This window comes from Thalassolituus oleivorans MIL-1 (assembly GCF_000355675.1).
Classification (GTDB): domain Bacteria; phylum Pseudomonadota; class Gammaproteobacteria; order Pseudomonadales; family Oceanobacteraceae; genus Thalassolituus; species Thalassolituus oleivorans.
Genome location: NC_020888.1, coordinates 3,709,602 through 3,725,909, shown reverse-complemented (window position 1 = coordinate 3,725,909; position 16,308 = coordinate 3,709,602). Strand labels below are relative to the sequence as shown.

General features: G+C 45.9%; 15 protein-coding genes. 9 read left to right on the top strand and 6 right to left on the bottom strand.

What is annotated here, in order from left to right; genetic code table 11:
• Positions 1-95: 95 nt before the first annotated feature.
• Positions 96-728 (top strand): Spy/CpxP family protein refolding chaperone, encoded by a 633-nt coding sequence (locus TOL_RS17160; protein ID WP_015488638.1) that lies wholly within the window; start codon positions 96-98, stop codon positions 726-728.
• A gap of 85 nt (positions 729-813) precedes the next feature.
• On the opposite strand, the gene TOL_RS17155 is transcribed toward TOL_RS17160, so the two are convergent.
• Positions 814-1,527 carry a DUF481 domain-containing protein gene (locus TOL_RS17155; protein ID WP_015488637.1) on the bottom strand — a complete coding sequence of 238 codons (714 nt, stop codon included), beginning with the start codon at positions 1,525-1,527 and terminating at the stop codon, positions 814-816.
• Positions 1,528-1,679: 152 nt separating this feature from the next.
• On the bottom strand, positions 1,680-2,465 hold the full coding sequence (locus tag TOL_RS17150; protein WP_015488635.1) for a substrate-binding periplasmic protein: 786 nt from the start codon (positions 2,463-2,465) through the stop codon (positions 1,680-1,682).
• Positions 2,466-2,667: 202 nt separating this feature from the next.
• Here TOL_RS17150 and TOL_RS17145 point away from each other — a divergent pair, with 202 nt between their 5' ends.
• Positions 2,668-4,044, top strand: a complete 1,377-nt coding sequence (locus tag TOL_RS17145) for an MATE family efflux transporter (protein WP_015488634.1) — start codon at positions 2,668-2,670, stop codon at positions 4,042-4,044.
• Between the two features lie 67 nt (positions 4,045-4,111).
• Here TOL_RS17145 and TOL_RS17140 read toward each other — a convergent pair whose 3' ends face one another.
• Positions 4,112-4,471 (bottom strand): Mpo1-like protein, encoded by a 360-nt coding sequence (locus tag TOL_RS17140; protein WP_015488633.1) that lies wholly within the window; start codon positions 4,469-4,471, stop codon positions 4,112-4,114.
• Positions 4,472-4,751: 280 nt separating this feature from the next.
• Between TOL_RS17140 and TOL_RS17135 the strand changes: the two genes are divergently transcribed.
• Positions 4,752-5,972, top strand: a complete 1,221-nt coding sequence (locus tag TOL_RS17135; protein WP_015488632.1) for a polyhydroxyalkanoate depolymerase — start codon at positions 4,752-4,754, stop codon at positions 5,970-5,972.
• Positions 5,973-6,080: 108 nt separating this feature from the next.
• Positions 6,081-7,391, top strand: coding sequence for an MFS transporter (locus TOL_RS17130; RefSeq protein ID WP_015488631.1), 1,311 nt, complete (start codon positions 6,081-6,083; stop codon positions 7,389-7,391).
• 31 nt (positions 7,392-7,422) lie between these two features.
• Here the strand turns inward: TOL_RS17130 and TOL_RS17125 are convergent, their stop codons facing one another.
• The 3 genes from TOL_RS17125 to TOL_RS17115 form a co-directional block, all read right to left on the bottom strand.
• On the bottom strand, positions 7,423-9,078 hold the full coding sequence (locus tag TOL_RS17125; RefSeq protein ID WP_015488630.1) for a long-chain-fatty-acid--CoA ligase: 1,656 nt from the start codon (positions 9,076-9,078) through the stop codon (positions 7,423-7,425).
• 163 nt (positions 9,079-9,241) lie between these two features.
• Positions 9,242-10,420: an acetyl-CoA C-acetyltransferase gene (locus TOL_RS17120; protein WP_015488629.1), complete on the bottom strand. Its 1,179-nt coding sequence runs from the start codon at positions 10,418-10,420 to the stop codon at positions 9,242-9,244.
• 197 nt (positions 10,421-10,617) lie between these two features.
• Positions 10,618-11,187: a MarR family winged helix-turn-helix transcriptional regulator gene (locus tag TOL_RS17115; RefSeq protein ID WP_015488628.1), complete on the bottom strand. Its 570-nt coding sequence runs from the start codon at positions 11,185-11,187 to the stop codon at positions 10,618-10,620.
• Positions 11,188-11,445: 258 nt separating this feature from the next.
• Between TOL_RS17115 and ectA the strand changes: the two genes are divergently transcribed.
• The 5 genes from ectA (at position 11,446) to TOL_RS17090 (ending at position 16,259) form a co-directional block, all read left to right on the top strand.
• Positions 11,446-12,087: a diaminobutyrate acetyltransferase gene (gene ectA / locus TOL_RS17110; protein WP_317615432.1), complete on the top strand. Its 642-nt coding sequence runs from the start codon at positions 11,446-11,448 to the stop codon at positions 12,085-12,087.
• Positions 12,088-12,092: 5 nt separating this feature from the next.
• A complete protein-coding gene (gene ectB / locus TOL_RS17105; RefSeq protein ID WP_015488626.1) occupies positions 12,093-13,358 on the top strand; it encodes a diaminobutyrate--2-oxoglutarate transaminase in 1,266 nt (421 codons plus the stop codon).
• A 19-nt stretch (positions 13,359-13,377) separates the two neighbouring features.
• The gene (locus tag TOL_RS17100) at positions 13,378-13,776 is read left to right on the top strand and encodes an ectoine synthase (protein WP_015488625.1); all 399 of its coding nucleotides are present in this window, start codon (positions 13,378-13,380) and stop codon (positions 13,774-13,776) included.
• A gap of 66 nt (positions 13,777-13,842) precedes the next feature.
• Positions 13,843-15,336 (top strand): aspartate kinase, encoded by a 1,494-nt coding sequence (locus tag TOL_RS17095; RefSeq protein WP_015488624.1) that lies wholly within the window; start codon positions 13,843-13,845, stop codon positions 15,334-15,336.
• Positions 15,312-16,259 (top strand): TPR end-of-group domain-containing protein, encoded by a 948-nt coding sequence (locus TOL_RS17090; protein ID WP_015488623.1) that lies wholly within the window; start codon positions 15,312-15,314, stop codon positions 16,257-16,259. The genes TOL_RS17095 and TOL_RS17090 overlap by 25 nt, the downstream gene beginning before the upstream one ends.
• The last annotated feature ends 49 nt before the right edge of the window (positions 16,260-16,308 follow it).

Here is a 16,308-nt window from a genome sequence, read left to right as displayed (position 1 = left end):
GAGTGACAATTCTTTTCAAAGCCGGACACAACTTTGGCTCAATATCAGTAGTATAACCTCAGACAACACGAACTGGCTTGCCAGAGGAATGACCCATGAAAAATATGATGACACGTACAACACGTACCTTGAGTTTGTTTGCTTGTAGCGTATTGCTAACGACAACTCAAGCTTGGGGTTTTGAGGGTAAACATCGCGAAATGGATTGGCAAGAGTCACTCAATCTAACCGATGAGCAAGAAGAGCGTATTGATGACATCGAAGACCGTTATCGCAATAAATTCAGCGAGTTGCGTACTTCGGAAGAAAAGCGCAGCGAAACACGCGACGAGCGTCGCCAGTTACAGCAAGCCATGCATGACGAAATGAACGCGGTACTAACGCCGGAGCAAAAAGAACAAGCTCAGGCGCAGATCAAAGAGCGACATGCGCGTATGCAGGCAAGTCTGTTGGATCGCCTGAGCCGTGATTTAAATCTTAGCGATACACAACGTCAGCAGTTAGCGGCGAAAATGGCCAGCAATCCTGCGCCAGAATGGCCAGGCGACAAAGCGCAGCATGATGCCCAACGGGCCCTATTTAATGAGCAAATAACCGCTGTGCTAACGGATGAACAGAAAGTTCAATGGCAAGTGCAAAAGGAAAAACAAGAGAAAAAATGGCGACATCACGATGAAGAGCGCTTCATGAATGAAGAGGATTGTGATGAGGACGAGAAAGCGGATTAATCGAACAGCAACAAAAAAAGGCCGACATTGATGTCGGCCTTTTTTGTGTTCAGTTTCGGTGAAAACCCAACAACTGGGATTTTGCTTAGAAGCTGTAAACCAGTGTCACACCAAATTCGCTGTCGGTGTTTTCTTTGTCGGCTGGTACTTCTTCAACGTACTTCACTTTGTAGGTCAGCTTAGTGGCAAGACTGCCATTGATTTGGCTTTGTAAACCGGTTTCTGACTTGTAGATGGTGTTGCTGTCGCCAGATTCTACTGAAAATAACTCAACGAATTTAACGCCTTCACGAATGGTCCAATTGTAGCTCAGTGCGAAACGACCAATAGCTTCTTCTTGGATTTCATCCGTTGCTTCGAGCTTGTCACGACGGTAACCAGGACCGATTTCAGCATCCAGCTCCATATTATCTTCATTGATAATACGATAACCGTAACCAGCTGATATGGTCGACTGATAAGTATAACCACTAAAGCGCGCGCGTTCTTGCTGAGCGACAATAGCCAAGTAAGAGTGCTCAGTGTAGTTGCGATCGAACTGCACTAGGCCGCTGTACTTTTCTTTCGATGTTGTACCGTCTTCCTTACTGGTTAAAGCTTGTAGCTTAAGTTCCGAATCCCATACTTCACCGTCGTGTTTTACGCCGAAGTTACCATTGATACTTTGGGTTTCGGTGTTGCCTGAGGTGAAAATAGTTCCAAGTTCTGCGGCACCAGTCCAAGGTCCTTGTTCTTCAGCAGCCATGACGGCGAACGGAGTTGCCAATAGGGCAGCCAGTAGGGTTGTTTGCTTCAGCATAGCTTCCTCTCTGCGCGTAAAAATATGTGGGCGCAGAATAACCATCCACTGTTACAAGTGCAACCATGGGCCTTGGGGAGGGTTTGATGGCGTCTGCGGTCAAAATTGCGACCGCAGTTGGAATGCTATGCACAGAAAAAGTTCATGCAGATCTATTTGTTGTTACTAACAATAGATACTTCCCAATCGTCGATATCGTAGTGGCTGAGGATCTTGTGCAGTTCGCCATTTATTCTCAGCTCGTCTATGCCTGCTGATAATTGCTCAACGTACTCTTTCGAATTTGGATTTTGCGGCGAGCAGGCTATGTACATTGGGGTTGGATCGCCAATGGTTCCTACGTCTTGAATGTCTAGATGAAGACCCATTTTCTTGAGTTTGGCTTTCATTACCATGGGTGATTCAACAATCGAATCTATACGCCCAGATATCAGTTTTTTGATGTTTTGCTCTAGGGCGTTATTGCCCTTCATTATTTGTACGCGACTGCTGTTTTCATATTTTTCTATGTAGGCATCAAGCGGGCCTTCATCGTAGGCATAGCCGCCGACAACGCCTAGGCGCACTTGCTTCAAGGAGTTGATGCCGTGGAACTTCCAATTGTTTTTACTAAGGCTAAAGAAATGGCTTTCGTCCATCCCCAATGCCGATGTTGGGAAGACGAAATCGGGCGCATCTTCGACATAAGCACCGACAATACAGTCGACTTGCCCAGAACGTGTTTCTTCGATTGCACGCTCCCATGGCATGATCTGGTAATCGACGCTATGTCCGTGAGATTCCCAGATTTTTGTAGCTATATCAATCATATAGCCGCGATGTTCGGCTTGCGGATCGCCATTTACTGGGAACCATTCATCGGCCCTGAGGGTGATCGTGTCGGCTTGACAGGTGCTATTGATACTGAGCATGCACAGCATGGGGGTGAACCACTTCATGAGTGTCTCCGGACGAGCTGATAAGAATAATAGTTAAAAGATAGATCACATCTGATGGCTTGGGAGGAGGGGTTACATAAAAGGGACAAAGAATTACCTGTGGTGATCTAATTGCGTCACTCGATCAGTCGCAAGATCGTATAAAGTAGGGTCATCCAGCCGGTTGTGTAAACGCTTTTAAAATAACAAGGTAAGCCAAACTTTGAGAAACGCTATTCTAGGTGGGCCAATTGCGGCTACGTTGCATCAACTCACACGCCCAATGATTATTGGTATTTTGGCGATGATGTTCTTCAGTCTCGTCGATGCGTGGTTTGTTAGCTTGCTCGGTACGACAAGTCTGGCAGCCGTCAGTTTTGCTCAGCCAGTGACTATGGTGATCAGCAATATGGCGATTGGCTTAGGCATAGCGTTGTCGGCATTGATCGCTAGAGCAGTGGGTGTTGACGACACACTGAGCCTGCGACGGGCGCTAACCTCCGGCCTAATGTTGAGTTTTGTTTTGGGTACAGTGCTTTGGCTTATTGGAGTACTCAATCATGATGCTTTGTTTAGGGCGATGGGTGCCGATGCCGAGTTGTTGCCAGAAATCTGGGCATACATGGTGTATTGGTGGCCGGGATCGATTCTTCTGCTGGCGCTCATGATGCAAAATGCCTCGTTGCGAGCAATGGGCAACACTAAGTTACCGTCATTGATGATGTTGGCCGCCGCTATGCTCAATGCCATGCTTGATCCATTGCTTATTTTTGGTTTGGGGCCAATTCCTGCAATGGGCATTGGCGGTGCATCTTTGGCAAGCGGGATTTGCTGGGCCATTGTTTTAGGTGTCATTATGCAGCAACAAATTCGCCAGGGTTATGTGTCATTTGTGGAGTTAACACTGAAACAAATGCTGGCCTTGTGGCGACGGCTGCTTGAGCTGGGAATTCCAGCAATGATCACCAATCTACTAGTGCCTGTGGCTGGTGCCATCTTGCTTTCTATGATTGCTAATTCGGGCGAGGCAGCTGTTGCCGGTTTTGGCGTTGGTATGCGCTTTGACTCTTTCCTCTTGTCGTTAGTTTTAGCCCTGACGGCGACGCTTCCGGCCTTTATCGCTCAGAATCATGCGGCTGGTAATGATGATCGTATTTGGTTGGTTATGAATTACAGCCTGCGATTAGTTGTTATCGCGCAACTCAGTATTTGCGCTGTGTTATGGCTAGTAGCAGAACCGCTAGCGCAGCTCTTTTCGGAGGATGCTGAGGTGGTGAAAGTTACCGTTATGTACCTACACTGGTTGCCTTTGGGTTACATAGGTATGGGGATAGTGTTATGTGTAAACGCGGCCTTGAACTCATTGCAAAGAACCGTGATTTCGATGGTGTTAAACACGGTAAGGCTATTTGTGTTTTATGTGTTGGGCGCTGTCATTGGTTTACAACTGGATGGTGTACGCGGTTTGCTAATTGGTGCTGCTTTGGGAAATTTATTGGCCGGTGGCATCGTCTGGTGGTTGATGCTCCGTATGCAATCTCGTGGAGAGTTAAGCTTTGGTTCCTTTCAGCTATCGCTTGATAGGATTTCTCGCCACTAAATTTTTAGATTCGCGCCAACTCCCTAAATATTGCGGACATGCGTTAGCAATTAAATGCCCCGCCCGCTTAATCGCGTGGCGGTGCTTTAAAGGCTGCTAATTTTTGTGGTAATTGGCCTGTCAAAAAGTCTTTTAACATTACCCAATCCCCAATAAAGCTCCAGCGTGGATAAATGAACGTCGCAGGACGATTGTGTTCAAAGAAAAAGTGGCCAATCCAAGCAAAGCCATAGCCTGCTAGTAATGTTAATGGCAGCATTATGTAATTACCGCTTACAAGGCAGTACAGCAGCACTCCCAAGGCAATTGCTGAACCGACATAATGCAGTCCGCGGCAGATTGGATTGCCATGTTCGGCTAAGTAGTAGGGGTAGAATTCTGCAAATGTACTAAAGCGCTGGTCGCTTTGCTTATCTGGGTGAGTCATAGTGGTTTCTTAATTATTGTTTAAATAACAGGATAGAAGAAATACTCATTGAATGCGTGGCTAATAGTGCCATTCGGTTGGCAATACAGGCCATGATGAGATTGGCTGTGACCACTTTTGTCTCAGTGTTACAACGGTGTGAAACAAATCGTCAAGAACGTCGAACAGGATTTGGCGTCGAAGCAGAGATTCGAGCGCAAAGTGCCGTGAATGCGCTAAGCTCAGAATCATTACAGGAATATCAGAGGCCTTAGGTCTTTTCAGCAACAGGTGGTGCCCCATGCTTTATAAAATTAACGCACAGATAATGAATGTCATGCGTCCTATGCATGTAATGGCACGACAATCGCGGCAGATGTTTTACTTTCCTTTAAGCCCGTTAAATTCATCTTGGTTTCTCCGTACATTCAGAGCATCAATGGAACTCGTTGAGCGTTTAACTGATTACTACGAAAAGCCAGAATGGTTTTTAGACACCACTGAAATCGATGGGCGAGAGGTCGGCATAGAATATGTCAATGCGGTTGAGAAACCGTATTGCAATTTAGTGCATTTCCGCCGCCGAGCGCGTGGTTTGAAACATCCTAAAGTATTGATCATGGCGCCTCTATCTGGGCACTTCGCAACCTTGTTGCGTGGTACTGTTAGAGAGTTTTTGCCGGATCATGAGGTGTACATTACCGATTGGAAAAATGCTCGCGATGTTCCGCGGATTGAGGGTGAATTTAGCTTTGATGATTATGTTCAGTATCTGATGGAGTTTATGGCTCATTTAGGTCCAGATACCCACGTATTGGCCGTTTGTCAGCCATGCGTTCCGGCTTTGGTTGCCGCCAGTGTGATGTCTAAGCGCGGAGACGAAAATTTACCTAAAACTATGACCCTAATGGGCGGCCCAATTGACGTCCGCATCAGTCCTACGGAAGTAAACGATTATGCTGGTGGTAAAGATTTAGAGTGGTTTGAAGACAATGTAATTTGCCGCGTTCCTCAGGAATTTGTTGGTAAAGGGCAGATGGTTTATCCGGGTTTTATTCAACTGTCGGGCTTTATGTCGATGAATATGGATAACCATGTCAATAAGCACTTTAAATTTTATAACGACTTAATTAAAGGTGATGGCGAGAGTGCTGAAGCGCATCGCGAATTTTATAACGAGTACTTAGCGGTGATGGATATGCCGGCTAAATATTATCTGGATACGATTCGTAAAGTGTTTATTGATCAGAAATTAGCAAAAGGCACGATGGAATATCGTGGCGAGCCGATTGACCTGAAAGATATTAAAAACATGGCGTTAATGACAATTGAAGGCGAGTTGGACGATATCACCGGCAGAGGTCAAACGTCTTGTGCCCTTGAACTTTGCAGTTCAATTCCAAAGACTAAAAAAGTGCATCTGGAAGAGCCGGGCGTCGGTCACTATGGTATTTTCAATGGTCGAAAGTACCGTGAAAGCATTGCTCCGCAAGTGAAAGCCTTCATGCAAAAGCATTCATAAAACCGCATGCACCATAAAGCAACCACCTTCGGGTGGTTTTTTTATGGGCGCAAAATCTAGTCGAAAACAGGTAAACTCTGATCTAAATTAACAACGAGTAGGTAAAACATGGCGAATAAATCATTGTCGTCGCAGCTATATGAAAAGCTCGTTAATGAAGAGGACGCACGCGCTTGCGAAACAATTGGAACCGAAGCGTGCAAAGAAGCGCCGGGTAACTTTATTAAAATGTTACTCAGTTTATTCCTATCGAAACTGGGCGATGCGCTCATTAATCCAAAAATCACGTTACCTTGGGTGATGCAAACCATTGGTGCACCGGCTTATTTGTTGGGGTGGTTAGTGCCTATTCGCGAATCGGGATCTTTACTGCCGCAATTAGCAATTGCTAGCGTTATAAGAAGAATGCCGGTGAGAAAGTGGGTTTGGGTGGTCGGTAGTATATTGCAAGCGATGGCCGTCCTCGGTATTGCTTTGGTCGCTTGGCGACTGGAAGGCAGCTTGGCCGGTTGGTTGGTGATTGGCTTATTGGTGATCTTTAGTTTGGCTCGTGGATTAAATTCTGTTGCATCGAAAGATGTGCTGGGTAAAACCATTCCTAAGTCGCAGCGTGGCAGTTTGAATGGCTGGTCGGCAAGTGGTGCGGGCTTAATTACGCTGGCGATGGGCGCGGCCTTGGCATTAGGCCTTAGTGATAACTCTGACGTCGGTATGTATGTCTTAGGTTTTGTTGGTGCTGCAATTTTGTGGGGGCTAGCAGCCATAGTTTATGCGGGTGTGGAGGAGCAGGCAGGTGAAGTTGATGGCGGACGCAATGGTCTTTTGCAAGCGTTTAAGCGCTTATCGCTTATGCAAACAGATGTACGCTTCCGCCACTTTGTATTAACCCGCTCATTATTATTGTGCTCTGCATTAAGCGCACCTTTTATCGTTGTAATGGCGCAACAAAATATCGGCGCAAGTATCGGTATTATGGCGTTGTTTTTGATGGCAAGTGGTGCAGCGAGTTTATTTTCTGGGCCGTTTTGGGGGCGTTTCGCCGATACTTCTAGTCGTCGTGTGATGATTTCATCAGGTTTGATGGCGGCACTTGTTGGCTTGCTCGTCGTAGCATGCGAGTCGTTAGCACAACCTTGGCTAGCAAGTTTGTGGTTATTGCCGGGCTTGTATTTTGTCTTAAGCGTTGCCCATCAAGGTGTGCGGTTGGGACGTAAAACCTATGTCGTGAATATGGCTGAGGGTAATCAACGGACCGATTATGTGTCCATCAGTAATACCATTATTGGCGTGGTTTTATTACTTGTTGGGGGTGTTGGTAGCTTGACTCCCATTATCGGTTTAAGCGGCGTTATTTTGATTTTGTCGGTGATGGGCGTCGCAGGAAGCTGGATGGCAGTGCGGCTACCAGAGGTCGAATGATCTCTAGTAGCTTTTACTAAAACGACGGATGTTAATCTTTAATTAAATAGTCGATGTATTCATCTCGCAGGGTTCGTTTTTGCAGCTTGCCTGTTGCGGTATGCGGTAGTTCATCGACAAATAAAATATCATCCGGTAACCACCATTTCGCCACGTGCTGTTCTAAGAAAGTATAAATTTCTTCTTTGCTGACATCGCCATCGTCGGTTTTGATTAAAAATAGTAGTGGTCGTTCGTCCCATTTTTTATGCCGTACGCCAATGACGCAAGCTTCCTTCACGCATGGATGACCAACGGCGGCATTTTCTAGATCAATACTAGAAATCCATTCTCCGCCAGATTTCACCACGTCTTTGGCGCGGTCCACAATTTGCAAATAACTATTGGCATCAATCACGGCAATATCGCCAGTATCGAACCAAGACTTTCCATTTGCATCAATGAAAAAAGAGTCGGCTTTATCTACTTTGTAGTAGCTGCTCAATACCCAAGGGCCGCGTACGCGTAAATAGCCGCGACTTTTACCATCGTGTGGTTGCGGTTCATCGTCGTCGTTAAATATTTCCATTTCAAAACCAAACATCGGCTTACCGGCGGTGGTTTGCAAGCGATAGCGTTCATCATCGGTCATCGACTGCATGGCTTTTGTCGGTGCACCTAGTGTTGCCAATGGTGAGGTTTCTGTCATGCCCCAAATCGGCAATAAATAAATGCCAAAATCTTTATCTAAGGTTTCAACCAGTGAACGTGGCGAGGCAGAGCCGCCAACACCAACCGTTTTAACCGACGGAATGCTGAGTTTATTAGCTTTTAAATAATCGACTAAACGCAACCAAATAGTCGGCACACCGAGCATTAAATCGACTTTGGCGTAATTAATTAGCTCGTATAGGTCGGGGCCATCCATGCCTTCGCCTGGCAGTACTAACGTTGCGCCGGACATTGGTGCGATATAAGGCATACCCCATGCGCATACGTGGTACATGGGCACCACAGGCATGACGACACTGTCGGCACCTACGCATAATGCATCAGGGTTACGACTCGCATACGCATGTAACACGGTAGATCCTTGTGAGTATAAAACCCCTTTAGGGTTGCCAGTCGTGCCGGACGTGTAGCATAAGCAGGCGGCGCTATCGTGGTCTAAACGCGGCCATATATATTCGCTGCTGTTTGCGGCTAGTAAGGTTTCGTAGTTTTGCGCGTTGGGTAGTGTTGTTGGCGGCATCTTGTCTTCATCGATCATCAAGATGAAGCCCTTCACTGATGTAAGCTTGTCAGCAATGGTTTCTAGTAATGGAGCAAAACAAGCATCTAAAAACACGTAGCAGTCTTCAGCGTGTTGAATGATGTATTCAATTTGTTCGCTGTATAAACGTGGATTTACGGTATGGCAGATAGCACCAATACCGGATATCCCGTAGTAGCACTCAAAATGGCGATAGCCATTCCACGCCAGCGTCGCCACTCTGTCACCAGGCTGAACACCCAACGAGATTAATGCATTGGCTAACTGCTTACTGCGAGCTAAGGCATCGCGATACGTATATTGATGAATATCGCCTTCTAAACGTCGGCTAACAATCCCGTGCGAACCGTGATGCATCGCTGCATATTCGAGTAAATCAGAAATAATTAAAGGCTGGGTCATCATCTGACCGGGCACGGTGTAAGCAGAAGTCATAAAGCTGTCCTTCGCGTGGAATTTTGATCCACTCAGCTTAAGAGGCATTGAGGAAAACTGCCACAGTAAACGTGAAGTTTGTTGAGGTTAATTGTCAAAATAAATAGGAAATAAAAACGGGGCTATAAGCCCCGTTTTTATTGGATATCGATGTGCTTCATTCTTAGCGTTCAATCGCCAGCGACACTCCCATACCGCCACCAATACATAAAGTGGCCAAGCCTTTGTGTGCATCGCGACGAATCATTTCGTGCAGTAAGGTTACGAGAATACGGCAGCCTGACGCTCCAATTGGGTGGCCAAGAGCAATAGCACCGCCGTTAACATTAATTTTTTCAGCATCCCATTCCAAACCTTTGTTCACTGATAAGGCTTGTACCGCAAAGGCTTCGTTGGCTTCGATGAGGTCTAAATCGCTCACGCTCCAACCGGCTTTTTGTAAGCATTTTTTCGTCGCAGGAATTGGGCCTGTGCCCATGACTTTCGGGTCAACACCGGCGTTAGCGTATGCTTTGATGGTCGCTAAAATCGGCAACCCTAAGGCTTCTGCTTTTTCTTTGCTAGCGAGCATTACCGCCGCTGCGCCATCATTGAGTGACGAGGCGTTACCAGCGGTTACTGTGCCGTCTTTTTTGAAGGCTGGACGCATACCGCCTAGCTTCTCTGCGGTGATGCCAGCGCGTGGGCCTTCGTCGGTGGCGAAAATGATAGGGTCGCCTTTACGCTGTGGAATCGAGACGGGGGTGATTTCATCAACAAAGCGACCGGCCTCAATGGCGGCCAATGCTTTGCTCTGCGAGGCCGCGGCAAAAGCGTCTTGTTCTTCACGGCTAATATCATATTCGCAGGCAATGTTTTCTGCGGTGATACCCATATGGTAATCGTTGAATGCATCCCACAAGCCATCAACAATCATAGTATCAACCATAGTCCAAGGGCCCATGCGCTGACCATCACGTGAGTTTGGTAGAGCGTGAGGCGCATTCGACATGGATTCTTGGCCGCCAGCAATAATCAGGTCGGCATCACCACAAGCAATGGCTTGTGCTGCGAGGTGCAATGCTTTTAAGCCCGAGCCGCATACCTTGTTGATCGTCATTGCTGAGGTCGTTGCTGGCAATCCAGCCTTAATTGCCGCTTGGCGCGCGGGGTTTTGCCCTACTCCAGCGGTGAGCACTTGGCCCATCAATACTTCGTTGACCTCTTCACCAGCAATGCCGGTTTTTTCCATTAACGCTCGTATTACCAAAGCACCTAAATCGGTCGCCTGAATACCGGCGAGTGAGCCGCCGAAAGACCCAATAGCGGTGCGCGTAGCGGCAACAATAACGACGTCGGTCATAGAATTCTCCATTAGAAAACAGTAGCGGGCAGGTAATACGTCCATAGGAGAAGGAATACCCCTCTGGCTTCCACGCCCAAATTAACGTGGGTACTGAATAAAATCAGTGGATAGGATTATAACGGAACTTGTTGTAACTGCTCGCCTTGGCTTTCACCTCGGCGAGCAAAGATGTTAATGCAAGCAGGTTGGCTCACTTAATGACTCGGATCAATTCGGTCTAGCTGACCGAGATCAAGCACAGGGGATGCATCAATATGTTGGGCATCCATCATATGCGCTACTCGTTCAAGAGCCGCGAGTATCATAGTTTGTTCCCAGTCGCGCAGATCTTGGAATTGTTGCACAAAGCTTTCTTGCAGGGGCTTGGGTGCATTTAACAACGCTGTGTCTGCTTCTGGAGTGAGATAGACAAATACTTTGCGTTTATCGACGCTACCGCGTTCGCGTTTCACAAAATTACGCTTTTCTAAGCGATCAATAATGGTGGTCACGGTTGCTTGTGACAGACTAATTTTCCGCGCCAACTCGCCCACCGTCAGCTCTGAATGTAAACGCAATGTCTGCAATATCAGTAGTTGCGGGGATGTTAGCCCAGAGATCTTACTTAACTTTTTCGAGTGCATATCCGTTGCACGGATAATGCGGCGCAGGGATACCAACACTTCATCGTATCGATTCATATCGTCTTTGTAGGCTTTAGAAATTGGCGGAGTGGGTATTTTAGCGGTTTTCTTATCTATAGAGTACGAAATATTTGCGGTCATGCTTACTCCTGATCCTCTTCGGATCACCATTGCGGCTCAATTGATGTGTCTAATTGAATAGACATCTATGTATATTGTTTCGTGTATTGTACGAAAAAAGTCCAATTTAATGTGATATTGCATCGTAGTTGTGCGTTATTTTTGCCAATAAATGACACTTTCATGATTCTGGTGCGTTATTTGGCTGTGTTGAAAGCATACATGTTTAGTGTTGTAAATAAAATCCAACAGTGTTAAATTGTTTCGTGTACTAAGCAAATGACTGAGTACGTAATGGTGCGGGCGATCAAAAGCTACACCGGTACGCGGACTCTGATGAAAGTTATGAACCAGTCTCTGGCTCAGAAAAACGCAATAACGAATACAGAACAAAGCATTATCACTATGCGTAAGCCCAATCCAGAAGACGGATCTACCGTCTATCAGCTGATTGGTCGTTGTAAGCCCCTTGATGAAAATTCTATGTATTGCAACTTGTTGCAGTGCTCTCATTTTCGCGATACCTGTGTGATTGCGGAGCAGGGAGGCTTGGTGGTCGGTTTTGTTTCGGGCTACTTCTTGCCTGACCAGCCAGATACTTTGTTTGTTTGGCAGGTAGCAGTAGGTGAAGAAGCTCGCGGCCAAGGGTTGGCCAGTAGAATGCTTTCTAAATTATTGACTCGCCATCAAGGTCGAGTTCGCCATCTTCATACGAGTATCACGACTGGCAACGATGCCTCGTGGAACACGTTCAAAAAGCTGTCTAGAGAAAATGATGCGCCACTAAATACGCGTGTGATGTTCGACAGAGAGCAACATTTCGGTGGCCAGCATGATACAGAAATGCTGGTTCATATCGGTCCTTTTAAAGCGCTTGCGGGTAGTACCTCTACGGCAAGCCGCGCACATCTTCAGGAGTAAAATTTATGGGTATTTATAAAGATATTGAATCGAACGTTCGTGGTTACTGTCGTTCATTTCCGGTGACATTTAAAACCGCCAAAAATGCACTCCTGACGGATGATCAGGGCACAGAATATATCGACTTTCTGGGTGGCGCTGGCACGTTAAATTACGGTCATAACAATCCAAAATTTAAAGAAGCACTCATTGAATATATTGAGAGTGACGGTATTACTCATGGTTTGGATATGCATACCGAAGCCAAGGGTGCGTTTTTAGAAACCTTCCGTGACTTGATCCTTGAACCGCGTGATATGAACTACAAGGTTCAATTTACTGGTCCTACAGGTACTAACGCGGTTGAAGCTGCTTTGAAAATTGTGCGCATGAATACCGGTCGTTCAACCGTTGTTTCGTTTACCAATGGTTTTCATGGTGTGACTCAAGGCGCTGCTGCGGTTACCGCCAATGGCTATTACAAAAAGTCGATTGGCATGGAATTACCTGGCGTGCAGTTCATGCCATTTGATGGTTACCTTGGTGACTTCAATACACTGTCGTATTTCGAAAAAGCGTTAAAGGATAAGTCTTCAGGTCTAGGCCATCCAGCTGCAGTTATTGTTGAGTGTATTCAAGGTGAGGGTGGGTTAAACGTCGCCAGTAAAGAGTGGATGCAAGGCTTGCAAGACCTATGTAAGCGTTATGAAATGTTATTAATTGTTGATGATATTCAAGCCGGTTGTGGTCGCAGTGGTACTTTCTTTAGTTTTGAAGAATTTGGTATTCAGCCAGACGTTATTACCTTGTCTAAATCACTCAGCGGTTACGGCTTACCATTTGCGTTAGTGTTATTAAAAGAAGAACTTGATACTTGGTCGCCGGGCGAGCATAACGGTACTTTCCGTGGTAATAACCATGCATTTGTAACGGCACGTCGCGCGTTAGAGTGCTATTGGGCTGACGATACTTTTAGTAAATCAGTACAACATAAAGCCAGCATTATTCGTCGTCGCTTAAAAGAAATTCAAGCAGAGCACGGTGGCCAATTGAAGCACAAGGGTCGTGGCATTATGCAGGGCCTAGAATGTGCAAATGGTGAAGTTGCGGGAAAAATCACCGAACTTGCATTTACTCGCGGTTTGATTATTGAAACCAGTGGTTCTGATAGCCAAGTGGTTAAAATTCTGACGCCGCTGACGATTGAAGAAGATCAGTTATTGAAGGGCCTCAAGATTTTGGAAGCATGTATTGGCGATGTAATGGCTGAGCAAATTTCAAAAGCATCTTAATTTAGAGGACTAAAGAAACATGATTGTACGTACCTTAAAAGATTGTAAAAATTCCGAACGCGCGATAAATGGTGGCACTTGGGAAAGTGTTCGTATGTTGTTGAAAAACGACAATATGGGGTTTTCCTTTCATATCACTACTATCTTTGCCAATACCGAAACCCCTATCTGGTATCAAAATCATTTAGAGTCAGTGTATTGCATGAGCGGACGCGGTGAAGTTGAAACCGTAGCGGATGGCAAAATCTATCCGATCGAGCCTGGCACTTTGTACATCTTAGATAAAAACGATAAGCATCTATTGCGTGCTAGTGAAGATATGGAAATGGCGTGTGTGTTTAATCCACCGTTGAATGGCAAAGAAGTTCACGATGAAAATGGCGTTTACGCGTTAGACGGCGAAACATTGACAGACTGACATCCTGAAATCGTCATCCGCAAAGGGTGATAGCAACTTATTCAATAAGAAATTTCAGGAAATAGAATGATGACCATTATGGAAAAAAATACGAATCGCGTCGCCAATAATATCCACAGCGTGGAGAAAATTGGCGGCACGTCGATGAGTAGCTATAACGATGTTTTAAATAATATCTGGCTGCGTAAACAAGTACCGTTTAGTCAAGATGCCGCGTCTTATTACCAACGAATTTTTGTGGTTTCGGCTTACTCAGGTTTAACCAACGCTTTGCTTGAACATAAAAAAACTGGGGAGCCTGGGGTGTACGCCCTATTTGCCGAAATGGATGAAAATCGCCCTTGGCAAGGCAAGCTAAACGAAGTCATGCAGATGATGTTGGATATCAACTCAGATATGTTTTCTGAGCACGAGCTAGTGCGTAAACGTGCAGATCAATTTATTCAGGGGCGCATGGCCGACGTAAAAGACTGCCTCGAAAACCTTGAGGTCGTTTGTTCGTTTGGCCACTTCCATTTGGATGATCACCTTCATCGTGTGCGCGAGATGCTTAGTGCAATGGGTGAAGCACACAGTGCTTATAACTCAGTGCAGCTGTTGCGATTGCATGATGTGAATGCTCGTTTTATCGATTTAACCAATTGGCGTTCAGATACACAAAAATCATTTGATGAGCATATTACCTATGCATTTTCTGATGTTGATTTAGCGACTGAAATGCCAATTGTTACTGGTTATACACAGTGCCGTGAAGGCTTAATGAGTACCTATGACCGCGGCTATAGCGAAATGACCTTCAGTAAAATTGCGACGGTTACTGGCGCGCGCGAAGCGGTGATTCATAAAGAATATCACTTGAGTACTGCCGACCCTATGCTCGTTGGTGCTAACAATGTGCAGCCGATTGGTTTAACAAATTACGACGTGGCCGATCAGTTAGCGAATCTGGGTATGGAAGCTATTCACCCTCGAGCGGCAGCAGGTTTGCGTAAAAGAAATATTATTTTACGTGTGAAAAATACCTTTGAACCTGAGCATAACGGTACCGAAATTCGTAATGACTACAGTAGTAAAAAGCCGAAAGTCGAAATTATTGCGGGCGCACGTAATGTCTGGGGTTTAGAGATTTTTGATCAAGATATGGTCGGAGACTCTAGCTACGGCCAGAAAATGAATGATCTCGTTTTAGAATCTGGCGTCCGTGTGTTAACCAAAGACTTTAATGCCAATACCGTAACTTTTTATCTAAAAGGTAATAAGCGACGAATTAATTGGTTGATGGATCGCTTGCAGCAAGCATACGCCGGTGCAGATATTCGCGTAGAAAAACTGGCGCTCGTTAGCGCGATTGGTAGCGATATGAAAGTGCCCGGTTTATTAAAGTCAGCTTCTTCGGCACTGTCAGATGCGAACGTCAATATCCTCTCGGTACACCAAGCAATGCGTCAGGTTGATATGATGTTTTTGGTTGCTGATCAAGACTATGGCACGGCTGTGAAAGCCTTGCATTCCCAACTAGTGGAGCATTGTGATACATGGGTAGCAGAACAAACAGCGTAATAAAAGTTGCTCTGCATTTAATGCTTTCGATGCTGTTGTTTGTTTCTGCCTTGGTTCTTTTACCGACTCGTGCTCATGCTGAGCCGGTAAATGGTCAAGCTGAAGCAATAACACATGAGCAAAGCGTTGCCAAAGCAGAAGACACCATTAATTCACTACAAGCACCTTTATATAGCGCTTTCACTGAGCGCTATTTACTAGATGAAGTGAAAAATTTACGGCAAATGATCGCCGATACCCATCTTGAGTTGACTGAAAAAGTGGTTGACCGTGAGCTGGGTGTTGCAGATAAAGCGCTGGCCTATGCTACCGATACGGTGACTTATTTCTTTTATTTAATTGCGGGCGCGTCGACCTTGCTCGTCTTGGTCGGGTGGAATTCCTTGCGCGAAATTAAAGATCGTGTGGGAACACTTGCTAATGAAGAAATAAAACGTATCACCGATTCGTACGAAGCGCGTTTGGATAAGTTAGAGCGCGAGCTGCATCATAAATCACGTCACATTGCAGCGACTCAAGAAGAGATTGAATTGACCAATGAAGTCCATTCCTTGTGGTTAAAAGCCTCACAAGAAGCGAGCCCACAAAGCAAGATTGCTATCTATGATCAGATTCTAGAAGTGCGTCCTGATGACCTTGAGGCATTAACCTACAAGGCGGATGCGGCATTAGGTATGGGGCAGACGCAATGGGCGACAAGCTTAGCGAATCGAGCCTTATCGATTGATCCAGATAACAGTCATGCACTCTATCAGCGCGCCTGTGCACATGCTGAGAGTGGCTATGTAGACGAAGCACTGCGAGATTTAGAGAGCGCAATTGTGCAGTCGGAGACGCTACGTGAGCAGGCAGGTTTGGATGCTAGTTTTGAGAGCTTGCAAGATTTACCGCTATTTAAGCAGTTAGTCGTTACGCGAGAGTAGTTGGTACTTGTTATTGGCCTCTTTGTCTTGCTGGTGACAGTTTTACGCT